The 12,558-nt window shown below is 60.4% G+C and carries 10 protein-coding genes; 5 read left to right on the forward strand and 5 right to left on the reverse strand.

Annotation, left to right across the window (positions count from 1 at the left end):
* Window positions 1-3: 3 nt before the first annotated feature.
* Entirely contained in the window at window positions 4-906 is a 903-nt protein-coding gene (locus tag AC0L28_RS23290; RefSeq protein ID WP_128170765.1) for a LysR substrate-binding domain-containing protein, read from the reverse strand.
* Window positions 907-998: 92 nt separating this feature from the next.
* Here AC0L28_RS23290 and AC0L28_RS23295 point away from each other — a divergent pair, with 92 nt between their 5' ends.
* The 3 genes from AC0L28_RS23295 to AC0L28_RS23305 all read left to right on the forward strand — a co-directional run bounded on the left by AC0L28_RS23295 (window position 999) and on the right by AC0L28_RS23305 (window position 5,033).
* Entirely contained in the window at window positions 999-2,549 is a 1,551-nt protein-coding gene (locus AC0L28_RS23295) for a trimethylamine methyltransferase family protein (RefSeq protein WP_287240780.1), read from the forward strand.
* Between the two features lie 42 nt (window positions 2,550-2,591).
* Window positions 2,592-4,241 (forward strand): ABC transporter substrate-binding protein, encoded by a 1,650-nt coding sequence (locus tag AC0L28_RS23300; RefSeq protein ID WP_128176866.1) that lies wholly within the window; start codon window positions 2,592-2,594, stop codon window positions 4,239-4,241.
* A 96-nt stretch (window positions 4,242-4,337) separates the two neighbouring features.
* Window positions 4,338-5,033 carry a corrinoid protein gene (locus AC0L28_RS23305; protein ID WP_236473070.1) on the forward strand — a complete coding sequence of 232 codons (696 nt, stop codon included), beginning with the start codon at window positions 4,338-4,340 and terminating at the stop codon, window positions 5,031-5,033.
* Here AC0L28_RS23305 and AC0L28_RS23310 read toward each other — a convergent pair.
* The 3 genes from AC0L28_RS23310 to AC0L28_RS23320 are packed head-to-tail and all read right to left on the reverse strand — an operon-like array spanning window position 5,028 to window position 8,493.
* Complete coding sequence (locus AC0L28_RS23310; RefSeq protein ID WP_473480441.1) at window positions 5,028-7,013, reverse strand: oxidoreductase; 1,986 nt, start codon at window positions 7,011-7,013, stop codon at window positions 5,028-5,030. The genes AC0L28_RS23305 and AC0L28_RS23310 overlap by 6 nt on opposite strands.
* Before the next feature lie 40 nt (window positions 7,014-7,053).
* Window positions 7,054-7,848, reverse strand: a complete 795-nt coding sequence (locus tag AC0L28_RS23315) for a pyrroline-5-carboxylate reductase family protein (RefSeq protein ID WP_128176870.1) — start codon at window positions 7,846-7,848, stop codon at window positions 7,054-7,056.
* 15 nt (window positions 7,849-7,863) lie between these two features.
* On the reverse strand, window positions 7,864-8,493 hold the full coding sequence (locus AC0L28_RS23320; RefSeq protein WP_128176872.1) for a TetR/AcrR family transcriptional regulator: 630 nt from the start codon (window positions 8,491-8,493) through the stop codon (window positions 7,864-7,866).
* A 147-nt stretch (window positions 8,494-8,640) separates the two neighbouring features.
* Here AC0L28_RS23320 and AC0L28_RS23325 point away from each other — a divergent pair, with 147 nt between their 5' ends.
* Together AC0L28_RS23325 and AC0L28_RS23330 are read left to right on the forward strand one after the other, a co-directional pair.
* Window positions 8,641-10,677 carry an oxidoreductase gene (locus AC0L28_RS23325; protein ID WP_473480443.1) on the forward strand — a complete coding sequence of 679 codons (2,037 nt, stop codon included), beginning with the start codon at window positions 8,641-8,643 and terminating at the stop codon, window positions 10,675-10,677.
* 46 nt (window positions 10,678-10,723) lie between these two features.
* Window positions 10,724-11,326: a dimethylsulfoniopropionate lyase gene (locus AC0L28_RS23330; RefSeq protein ID WP_473480445.1), complete on the forward strand. Its 603-nt coding sequence runs from the start codon at window positions 10,724-10,726 to the stop codon at window positions 11,324-11,326.
* A gap of 164 nt (window positions 11,327-11,490) precedes the next feature.
* Here AC0L28_RS23330 and AC0L28_RS23335 read toward each other — a convergent pair whose 3' ends face one another.
* Window positions 11,491-12,558, reverse strand: coding sequence for an FAD-binding oxidoreductase (locus tag AC0L28_RS23335; RefSeq protein WP_473480447.1), 1,068 nt, complete (start codon window positions 12,556-12,558; stop codon window positions 11,491-11,493).

Consider the following 12,558-nt stretch of genomic DNA (forward strand, 5'->3'; position numbering starts at 1 on the left):
GCCTCACGCCTGCGCGGCCAGCCAGTCCCGCACCTTGCGAGCATTGTCGCTGAGGTCGCGGGTTCTCGACCAGATGACATGAAAGCCCTTGCCGGTCGTCATCGTGTGGCCGGTCGCACGCACGAGCAGTCCTGACGCCAGCAGGCGCTCGGCGAGGTGGCCCCAGCCGAGCGCAATGCCTTGCCCTTCCATGACCGCCTGGATCACCAGCGCATAATCGTTGATGCGCAAGCCGCGCCCGGCATCGGTGATGGTGACCCCGGCCGATTGGAACCACTCGTCCCAGCTCGCGGCTTCGCGAAACGGCTCTTCGAGATGGATGAGCCGGTGCGATGGCAGATCCTCGACGCTCTCCGGCAGCCCGAACCGTGCCACATAGCTCGCGCCGGCAACCGGGAATATTTCCTCATCGGCGAGCGGCAGCGAATGATAGTCCGGCCATCCCTGGGGTTCGCCGCCACGAACGCCGAGCGGGATGTCTTCGGCGATGATGTCGAGATCGCGGTCGGCGGTCTGGATGCGCAGGTCGATGCCCGGCAGTTCGTCGCGAAACTGCTGCAGGCGCGGCATCATCCAGAACGAGGCGAAGGCGGTCGAGGCAGCGAGCGTCACATGGCCGCCGGTCGCCTGTAGGCGCAGATCCTCCGCCGACTTGCGGATGTGCGACAGGCCGAGCGAGACGTCGGCGTGGAAACGCTCGCCGGCTTCGGTAAGGCTGACCTGACGATGGCGGCGCTGGAAGAGTTTCGCGCCGAGCTGCTCTTCAAGCCCGCGGATCGCATAAGACACGGCAGCCTGCGTCATGCCGAGCTCCCGCCCGGCGGCGGTAAAGCTCGACAGCCGGCCGGCGGCCTCGAAAACGATCAGGCTGCCGGCCGAGGGCAGCAGATGGCGCAAGCTTCGCATAAGCTGAGCTTATACAAGTGATCAGGATTTTCCAGCGTCACAGCCGTATTTCCTCTCGCTAGGCTGGTCGTCATTGGGAGGATAGAGTTGCCATGAATGCACCGGCCGCCGAAGTCACCGAACACGCCGGCCGCCGAGGTGGCGGCCGCCTGGGCCGCAAGGCGCTGCGGGGAACTCCGATGGCGTCGTTTCCGACGCTGGTTCGCAACATACCCACATACCAAATGGTCCCGGACGAGGCTGTCGAACTGATCCACCAGGAGTCGCTGTCGATCCTCGAAGAGGTTGGTTGCGAGTTCCGCGACGACGAGGCCATAGCCCTGTGGCAGGCCGCCGGAGCCGATGTCTCTGAGACGCGAGTCCGCATTGACCGCGCGCTCTTGATGGAGCTGGTCTCGAAAGTCCCGCCGGAGTTCACGCTCAATGCGCGCAACCCTGAGCGCTCGGTCCGCGTCGGCGGCAAGAATTCCATCTTCGTGCCGATGTATGGCGCGCCTTACGTGCGCGACCTCGACAATGTCAGGCGCTATGGCACGCTCGCCGACCTCAACAATTTCCACAAGCTCGCCTATATGGCGCCGGCGCTGCATTCGTCGAGCTCGATCATCTGCGAGCCGATGGAAATTGCGGTGCCGAAGCGGCACCTCCACATCATTCATTCGGCGCTGAAGCATTCGGACAAGCCGTTCATGGGCATCGTGACATCAAAAGATCGCGCCGAAGACACGATGGCGATGGCGGGCATCGTGTTCGGCGAGGATTTTGTCCGCGACAACCCGGTGTTGGTCGCGATCACCAATTGCAACTCGCCACTGGTATGGGACGCCACCATGCTGGACGCGATGAAGGTCTATGCGCGTCACAACCAGCCGTTGATCCTGGCGCCGTTCGCGCTGTGCGGCGCCTCGACTTCGGCCTCGGCGGTGGGAGCGGTGGCGCAGGTCAATGCCGAAGCGCTGGCGGGCGTCGCCTTCACGCAGCTGCTGCGTCCGGGTTCACCGCAGATCTACGGACAATTCATGGTCACGGTCGACATGAAGACCGGCGCGCCGATGGGTGGCACGCCCGAGGCCGCCCAGATGATGTATTTGATGGGAGCACTGGCGCGGAAATACCGGCTGCCATGGCGCACGTCGGGCTTCCATGTCGGGTCGAAACTCAACGACGCCCAGGCGGGCTACGAGGCGAACATGCTGATGCATGCCGCCATCCTTGCCGGCGCCAACTACATCTGGCACTCCGCCGGATGGCTCGAGGCCGGCCTGACCTGCGGCTATTCAAAATTCGCGACGGACTGCGAACAGCTTGTCGGCTGGTACAAATATGCCGGCGGCCTGCCGTTCGACGATTTCAAGGAAGCGATGGCGGCGATCCGCGAGGTCGGGCCGCAGGGCCATTTCCTCGGCACCCAGCACACGCTCGAGCATTTCCAGTCCGCCTTCTTCATGCCCAGCATCATGGACTTCAATTCCTACGAACAGTGGAAGGCTGAAGGGGCAAAGGACCACGACACGCGCGGCCGCGAGAAAGCGCGCAATATGCTCGCCGATTATGAGGAGCCGAAGCTCGATGACGGCATCGCCGATGGTCTCAAAGATTTGATCGCGCTGCGCGAGGAGAAGCTGCCGGACAGCGTTAGTTAATCCACGGGCGAAGACCCAAAGGCAACCATAAGGGAGGAAATAATGGCACTCTTCAGAAACAACGGTGATCGTGTCCCCAGCGTTATCGAAGCGATGGCTGAAGAAGCCCGCTCGGGCCGGATGGACCGGCGCGAGTTTCTGGCGCTGGCAAGCGCGTTCGGGGCATCGACTGCCCTTGCCTACGCTATGATCGGTCTTGCGGTGCCGGGACGGGCTTTGGCCGAAGAGCCCAAGAAAGGCGGAACGCTGCGCGTATCGATGTCGGTAAAAGCGCAGAAGGATCCGCGTACTTACGACTGGGTCGAACTTGCAAACATTTCGCGCTGCTGGCTCGAGCCGCTTGTCCGCTACACCCGCGAATTCACTTTCGAGCCGGTCCTGCTCGAGAGCTGGGACGTCAACGACGACGCCACCGAATACGTGCTGCATCTGCGCAAGGGCATCACCTGGAACAATGGCGACGCCTTCAACGCCGACGACGTGGTCTACAATCTGACGCGCTGGTGCGAGAAGGATGCCGCCGGCAATTCGATGGCCGCGCGCGTCGGTGCGCTGATCGACGTCAAAACCGGCAAGGCCAGGGACGGGGCGATCACCAAGGTCGACGACAACACGGTCAAGCTGACGCTGAACGAACCTGATATCTCGCTGATCCCGAACTTCACCGACTATCCAGCGCTCGTCGTCCACCGCAAATTCGATACCGATGGTGCCGATCCGCTCGCCAAGCCGATCGGCACCGGGCCTTTCGAGCTTGTGTCTTATTCGGTCGGCCAGAACGCCGTCGTCAAGCGTCGCGAGAATGGCAAATGGTGGGGCGGTGAAGCGCCGCTCGACAGCGTCGAATTCATCGACTACGGCACCGACTTCAACGCCTCGGTGAATGCATTCGAATCCGAGGAAATCGACGTCAATTTCGAGACGCCCGCCGACTTCATCGACATCCTCGACCAGATGGATCTGGTGAAATCGGAGGTCGCGACAGCAACCACGCTCGTTGCCCGCACCAACATCACGCACAAGCCTTATGATGACCAGCGGGTACGCAACGCCCTGCAAATGGCCGTCGACAACAATGCGGTGCTCGAACTTGGCTACGCCGGGCGCGGCACCCCAGGTGAAAACCACCACGTCAGCCCGATCCATCCGGAATATTTTGCGCTGCCCAAGAAGACACGCGATGCGGCCGGCGCCAAGAAGCTGATGGCCGAGGCCGGACAGGCCGATTTCGAGCATGAACTGATCACCGTCGAGGACGATTGGCAAAAGAACACCGGCGACGCGATTGCCGGCCAGCTGCGCGATGCCGGCATCAAGGTGAAGCGCACGGTGCTGCCGGGGTCGACCTTCTGGAACGACTGGACGAAATACCCCTATTCCATGACCATCTGGTATATGCGCCCACTCGGCGTTCAGGTGTTGGCGCTCGGCTATCGCACCGGCGAGGCCTGGAATGAAACGGCGTATTCGAATCCTGATTTCGACGCCAAGCTCAAGCAGGCCCTCTCACTCATCGACGTGGAGAAGCGCCGCGAGGTCATGAAGGACGTCGAGCAGATCCTGCAGGATTCGGGCGTCATCATTCAGCCGTTCTGGCAGAAGCTGTACAGCCACATGAACAAGAAGGTGAAGAACTACGCGGTCCACCAGACTTTCGAGATGGATCTTCAGAACGTCTGGCTGGACGCCTGAGTTAGCTCCCAAGGCTGGCAATGACCCGCCGGCACCCGTTGCAGAAAACAGGTGCCGGCGGACCGCAAACCATTGAAATCAGTGAGTGCGTCAAACATGTCCGACGACGAGATCATCCTTTCCGAGCTTTCCGACGACGAACTCGTGCAGCAGATGCACGACGACCTTTATGACGGGCTGAAGGAAGAGATCGAGGAAGGCACCAACATCCTTCTCGAGCGCGGCTGGGCGCCTTACAAGGTGCTGACCGAGGCGCTGGTCGAGGGCATGCGCATCGTCGGCGAGGATTTCCGCGACGGCATCCTGTTCGTGCCGGAAGTGCTGTTGTCGGCCAACGCGATGAAGGCGGGCATGTTCATCCTGCGTCCGCTGCTTGTCGCCACCGGCGCGCCGAAGCAGGGCAAGATGGTGATCGGCACCGTCAAGGGCGACATCCACGACATCGGCAAGAACCTTGTCGGCATGATGATGGAGGGCGCCGGCTTCGACGTCATCGACCTCGGCATCAACAATGCGGTGGAAAAATATCTCGACGCCATCGAACAGCACCAGCCCGACATCATCGGCATGTCGGCGCTGCTGACGACGACCATGCCCTACATGAAGGTCGTGATCGACACGATGAAGGAAAAGGGCATCCGCGACGACTACGTCGTGCTGGTCGGCGGTGCCCCGCTCAACGAGGAATTCGGCAAGGCCGTCGGCGCCGACGCCTATTGCCGCGACGCAGCCGTGGCAGTCGAGACCGCCAAGGATTTTATGAAGCGCAAGCACAACGTCCGCGTATCATAGCCGTAAGGCAAGTTTCCGTCCTTCGTGGAAGGCGTAGGGCGCCTGGCGCGGAGCGACGGCGTCGCCGACCTCCATGAAAGGCTGGGACGTGCTTTCCAACTCTTTCGCCAGCCAATTCGCTGCTACATTGGTGGTTGCGAGAACAAGGCAATCGCCCGGCACAAAGCTCTCTCCACGGGTGTTGTGGTCAACGATGGTCACGCCGTCCCCGTGCCATTCCAGCACGCTGACATCCAACACCCATGTGACGCCAAGCTGGCGCAATGTCCGTCGAAGCGGGAAATCGGCAACTGTCCGCTGCAGCTCCTTGCCGACCAACGGATCGGGCGTGAGAATGGTCACATCATGGCCATCCTCGGCAAGTTTCCAGGCCGTGCCACAACCGCGCCAGCCTCCGCCCTCGTCGAGCAAAAGCACGTGCTTACCCGGCCGCACAACGCGGGCCATGACGGATTCGATCGAGAAGACATTGCCCCTTTCGATGCCGGGCAGGCTCGGCACTGCCGGCAAAGCCTTCTGAAAGCCGGTTTCGGGAGACACCGACCCCGTGGCCAGGATAACGGTGTCAGCTTGGAAAGAGGCGATTTCCGAGGCCTCGACGTAGGTGTTCAGTCGTACGTCGACATTCAGTTTGCTGAGCTGGCGTTCATACCACCCGAGAAGGTCGAGGATTTGCCCGCGGCGCGGCTGCAGTCCTGCGAGCAGAAAGTTCCCGCCCAGCCTACTGGAGGCTTCGGCCAGCACCACGTCGTGCCCTCGCTCGGCGGCAACCCGAGCCGTCTCGAGCCCGGCGGGACCGCCGCCGACGACAAGCACCCGTTTCTTGATGGCAGCGGACGTGAACCGGTCACCACCCCATTCAAACTCGCGCCCTGCAGAGGGATTGATAAGGCAGCTGATCCAGTAGTCGCGCGAACGACGGCCCCAGCACATCTGGTTGCAGGATATGCATCCGCGCACATCCTCGGGCCGGTCCGCCGCGGCTTTGCGTGCCAGATGCGGGTCGGCGATCTGGCCGCGGACGATCGAGACCAGGTCTGCAGCTTTCTCGCCGAGCACGGTTTCGGCGTTTTCAGGCGTCCTGATATGGCTTTCGGCGACCACGAGGGCCGTCTTGACCACGGCCTTGAGGGTCGTCGCAAGATCGGCGCCAAGCTTCTCCGGATAGAGAAACGTCGGCATTATCTTGTAGAAGTCGAGGTAGCTACCGGTGCCGCAGGTCACGTAATCGATCAGCCCCTGCTCATCGTGCAGCCGAATGATCTCCGCCAGTTCCTGGCGACTGAGCGCGACTGTGTAATCAGGTTCGTCGCTGACCGAGAGTCCAATGATGAAATCGAGGCCGCATGTTTCGCGGATGCGGGTTAGGATTTCGCGCGAGATCCGCGTGCGGTTGTCGAGCGACCCGCCCCATTGGTCCTCGCGTCGGTTTGTCCAGGGCGTCCAGAACTGATCGACCAGTCCGAGATAGGCAGCCCAGACTTCGACGCCGTCGAAACCGGCTTCCTGGCAGCGGCGCGCCGCCTGAACGAAGCTGTCGATGGTTTCCCAAATCTCACGCTCGGACATGGCGTGGGAACCGTCGCTGTCATGATAGCTTGGCAGGCCCGAGGGCGACCAATGCGCGTGAAATGAGTTGTCCGAATCGCCGTGCGCTCCGACGTGATAGAGCTGCTGGATGGCGATCGCCCCGTGGTCCTTGATCGCGCGCGTGACGTGCTGGAAATGAGGAATGACGCTATCGTCGTCAGGTCGAAAATTGCCGCGTGTCAGGACGGCGGCCTGATGGACGGGCATGGGTTCAACAACAATCATGCCGGCCCCACCGAGCGCTCGCTCGGCATAGTAGGCAACGTGTCGTTCGGTCGGCACGCCATTTTCGGCCATGTTGGCGGTATGAGCCCCGAACACGATCCGGTTTCGGAGCGTGCGACTGCCTAGCTTTGCAGGTGAAAACAGATGCGGAAAGAGTTTTGACATAATATCACACCAGCGGTCGGAGGAAGGCCTCGGGCGGCAGTCAGGTGGCTTGTCCCATAGTCACGGATTTCTGGAGCGCCGCGGCAAGGCCGTCTGCCACGGCAGATTCAAACCCGGCTGCGCGCATGGCCTCGATCGCTGCCGCGGTGGTGCCGCGGTAGTCGAGGAAGGTCTGGACGATATCTTGGGGATTGTCTGGACGAGCCTCGAGGAGTTTTCCGGTTCCAACAAGCACCGCGCTGACGCTCCGCCGGGCAATATCTGGATCCATTCCTCGGCTGACGGCATCGTCCATCATCGCTGCCGCCAAGAGCGCCGGAAACGCCGGGCCGGATCCAGTCAGGCCCGTCAGATAATCGATATCTGCTTCGCTTTTGACTTCATCGGCCGCGCCACAGGCCTCCAGAATCCGGCGAACGACATTGCGGTCATCCGCAGTGACGCTCTGAGAGCTTATCCAGGGAGTATAGGAATTCCGCACCTCTGCCGCTGCATTCGGAAGCGTGCGGATGACGCGGTCGGTTTTAAGACGTCCCGCCAGTTGGTCGAGAGTGATCCCGGCCATAACCGACATGGCGAGCTTGCCGGACGCAGTAATGTCGATGGCAGGCCAATCCTGGGGCCGGACCGAGACGATGATGACATCGGATCGATCCACCAGTTCCTGGTTGTCCCTGGTCCATGTAGCGTTTGGCAGAAAGTCGGGTTGCCCAGTTCTATGAGAGAGCGTGAGGTGCTCTGCGGCGACTATTTGCGCATCAATAATGGCCTCGGCGATAGCGCGTCCAAGCCAGCCACCTCCGCCGATTATTCCGATGCTCAGGGGTTCACCCATTGTCGAAACGCTTCCTCAGCCCGCCGAATGGCCGTGTCTGGCGAAGAACCGGTCGAGTTCGCGCTTCCGCGGGGCCTTACCTGTAAAAATCTCCACGTACCCGGGAATGCGCTTCATGCGGTCCGCGAGATCTTCGCTGGTCTGCATTGAGATGTAGCCGATCTGCACGAGGTAGATGGTGCGCGCTCGAACATCGGCTGAGCCTTCGCCGTAACCAAAGCGGACAAACATCTGGCTCAATGCATCGAGACGCGTCTGGTCGGCTTTCTGCACCTCCGCCAGAATCTCAGGGGATTGAAGCGCCCAGCTTCTGACTGCGAACTCGAACTGGGAATCGAACAAGGATTTGTCGAGCCAGCAGTCGAAAACGTTCAGCATCGCTTCGGCGACCGTCTCGGCGTATGCCTCAGCCTGCTTGACGAGGTTGCCGGTGTTCTTGTCCCGCCAACGGGTCACGAGGGCAGCCATCAGTTCTTCTCTATCCTTGAAGAACCAATAGAAGCTGGTGCGCGACAGGCCCAATTTCTTGGCCAGTGGCGATATTCTCACCGTGTCGACGCCGGATTCAAGAAGCAGGTCGTAGGCGGCTTCAAGCCACCCCTCCGGCGATCCGCGCCATCCGCTATCGTTCGAAATTTGCTCCATGAGTGATCAGCCTAACAAAATATCAAAGTGAAAACCAGCAAAATGTACACCTATGTCGACTATATCGACTCCTCCGAAGTGAAACTTGACATGCATGTACATTTTCGATAGCGTTCGCACTTGCCATCTCAGCCCGGAGTCCGTCTGATGTCGAGCGATCCCCTTCTGCAGCCGTACAAACTCAAGCATTTGACCCTGCGCAATCGCATCATCGTGACCTCCCACGAGCCGGCTTATCCGGAGGACGGGATGCCGAAGGAGCGTTATCTCGCCTATACGGTTGAAAGGGCGAAGGGCGGTGTGGCGATGACGATGACAGCCGGGTCCGCTGCGGTCTCGAAGGACAGCCCCCCGGTTTTCAACAACCTGCTCGCCTACAAGGATGAGATCGTGCCGTGGATCAGGCAGATGACAGATGCGGTGCACGAAGAGGGCGCCGCCATCATGATCCAGCTAACCCATCTTGGACGGCGTACACGCTGGGACAAAGGTGACTGGCTTCCCGTCCTGGCGCCGTCCCATCATCGTGAAGCCTCCCACCGCGCGTTTCCCAAGAAAATTGAAGACTGGGAGATCGAGCGCATCATCAAGGACTTTGCGGACGCCGCTGAGCGGATGAAGGCGGGCGGGATGGATGGCGTCGAGCTGGAGGCCTATGGCCACTTGATCGACCAGTTCGTGTCTCCTCTCACGAACGAACTTGACGGCCCCTATGGTGGTTCGCTCGATAACCGCATGCGCTTTTGCATGGACGTCTTCAAGGCGATCCGGTCACGGGTGGGCGACGACTTTATCCTGGGCGTACGATATACTGCGGATGAGCGTCTCCCCGGTGGCACTGGCATGTCGGAGGGCATTGAGATCTCCAAACGCCTCAAGCAAAGCGGACTCATCGACTACCTCAACGTGATCCGCGGGCACATCGATACCGATGCGGGCCTGACGGACGTCATTCCAATTCAGGGAATGGCGAATGCGCCGCATCTTGATTTTGCCGGCGAGATTCGTGCGGCAACCAACTTCCCAACTTTCCACGCAGCGAAAATACCGGATGTGGCGACTGCCCGCCACGCGATTGCGTCGGGTAAGGTGGATATGATCGGCATGACGCGCGCGCACATGACCGACCCTCACATCGTGCGCAAGATCATAGAAAAGCGCGAAGACGAAATCAGGCCGTGCGTGGGCGCGAACTATTGCCTTGACCGTATCTATCAGGGCGGGGCGGCATACTGCATTCATAACGCCGCGACCGGCCGCGAACTGACCATGCCGCACATTGTCGCCAAGGCCGACAGCCGCAAGAAAGTTGTTATCGTCGGTGCAGGTCCGGCTGGCCTCGAGGCCGCCCGCGTGGCGGGTGAGCGGGGACACGAGGTCGTGGTCTTCGAGGCCGCCAGCGACCCTGGCGGGCAGATCCGGCTGACAGCGCTGAGCCCGCGCCGCAAGGAGATGATGAGCATCATCGATTGGCGCATGGCCCAGTGCGAAAAACATGGAGTGACCATCAGGTTCAATGCCTGGGCGGAAGCCGAAACCATCGAGGCGGAAAATCCGGACGTTGTCATCGTCGCAACGGGCGGGGTGGCGCACACCGACGTCCTTTCCAAGGGCAACGAGTTCGTGGTGTCGTCTTGGGACATCATCTCCGGAGACGCAAAGCCGGGAACCAATGTCCTCATCTTCGACGACGCGGGTGACCACGCGGCACTCCAGGCCGCGGAATTCCTCGCCGGCGCCGGAGCGAAGGTTGAAATCATGACACCGGACCGGTCATTCTCACCCGAGGTCATGGCTATGAACCTCGTGCCCTACATGAGGTCTCTTCAAAAACTCGATGTGACCTTCACCGTTACCTATCGGCTCGAGTCAGTTGAAAAGAATGGCAATCAGCTCATTGCAAATGTCGGCAGTGACTACGGCGGCATATCCAAACAGCGCGTCGTGGATCAGGTTGTCATTAACCACGGCACCATTCCGCTGGACGACATCTATTTCGAACTGAAACCGAAATCGACCAATCACGGAGAGATTTCGCAAGATGAGCTCATCGCCGGGCAGCCGCAGTCGGTGGTGCGGAATGCGCAGGGCCAATTCCAACTCTTTCGTATCGGCGACGCCGTTTCAGCTCGCAACACGCACGCCGCGATCTACGATGCACTGCGACTGGCGAAAGATATCTAACATCCGGCAACGGACCATAGCGTCCGCTCACAACAAGGGCTGAAAGATGAACAGAAGTGAGGCCCTGCAATATTTTGTAGACACAGCGTTCGTGGCCTTTGACCAGTTCTCACACGACCTGCGATCGCGCAGATCGATCATCCAGCTCTTCGCCCAATCGGAGGTTCCCGGGCCTGAAAAGACCAGGGCCGGGAGCCGTTTGCCGGTCTGTTCCTATCTCGGCCCGGCGTTGGCGGAAGAGGCGATCCCGCCTACGCTCCGCGACTTGATTGAGCGCTTCAAGGCGATCGAGCCGCTGCTCGAATGGCGGCTGAAATCAAATCCCGCCCCGCCTGCCAGCAGCAATTTCCGCGACGGTCACGCCAACGCGATGATCCTTGGCCCGGGCGGCCTCGAGGACAGAAACGATCTGTGGCTCGGCGTCACCTTGATGGCTCCTCACGTCCGGTATCCCGACCACGATCATCCGCCGGAAGAAACCTACCTCGTGCTTTCGCATGGCGAATTCAAGCATGGTGACAAGGATTGGTTTTCGCCCGGCATCGGTGGATCATTCTACAATCCGCCAGGCATCAAACACGCAATGAGATCGCTGGATCGGCCGCTGTTCGCTTTCTGGGCGCTGTTGGTGAATCAGACGCATCACTGAACTTGCCCGAAACCCGGCTACCGGTCGAGGGAAGAGCCAAGACCGCCTTGCGGGTGAAGCGCGTTACTCATCAATAGCTTCATCATCGACGTCGGTTGGCCGCGGACCGTCAAGGCGCTGCCGATTTCGAAGAAGCGCCTTGATCAAAGATCGCGAAATGGTTGCTATATCTCGACTTTCACACGGCCAACCGGATTAGAACAGCAAGCAAGGAAATAGCCGTCGGCAATCTCTTCGTCGGTGATGCCGCCATTGTGGACCATATGAACATCGCCTTCGGTTTTGCGAACCTTGCAGGTCCCGCATATCCCCATACTGCAACCCGATCGGATCACCAGACCCGCAGCCCGTGCCGCAGTCAGGACCGTATCGGTCTCGACGCATTTCGCGGAGACGCCGGATAGGACAAATTCGATCTGGGCCTCGTTGTTCTCGGCGGGAACGAAGTCATCCGGGACCTTCTCGGCCTCAGGAAGCGGCGCGCGGAAGCTTTCCTGATGGTAATGCGCCATGTCGAAACCGAGGCCGGCCAGCGCCTCGCGCACGGCTTGCATGAAGGGCTCGGGCCCGCAGCAGAACACCTCGCGATCAAGATAATCCTGCGCCATCAGTCCGAGCATCAACTGGTTGAACATGCCTCTGTAACCGGTCCACGGCCTGTATGGATCGGTCTGTTCAACCACCCATTTCAGGTCGATGCCAGTTACGCGCGACGCCATATGCTCCAGCCGTTCGCGAAAGATGATCTCGGAAGGGCGGCGTGCGCAGTGGACAAAGACGATGTCCGGATCAACTCCGGAATCATACAGATGTGTAGTCATGGACATCATCGGTGTGATGCCCGAGCCGGCTGAGATGAAAAAATACTTTTCGGCTGGCTGATGCGCCATCGAGAAGGTGCCCCCCGGACCTATTGCCCGCAGGCGCATTCCCGGACGGAGGCTGTCAAACATCCACTGCGTTCCGACGGAGTCGGCCTGCGCCTTTACGGTAATGGTCAGCGAGGTCGGCCGCGACGGAGATGAGGATATCGTGTAGGTCCGGTAGATTGGACCGCCGGGAGTGGGCAGTTCCAAAGTGAGGAACTGCCCTGGATCAAAATTGAACAGCGATCCGGACGGCGACCGGAAACAAAAGGTCAGGACGTTCGGCGCCTCCGGAAGAAAGGAGGCACATTCGAGTTGTTCCGCGTCGGTCCAGAAGACCAGCCTGGGTTTTGCCACCACGTTCAT

The organism is Mesorhizobium sp. WSM4847 (assembly GCF_055811335.1).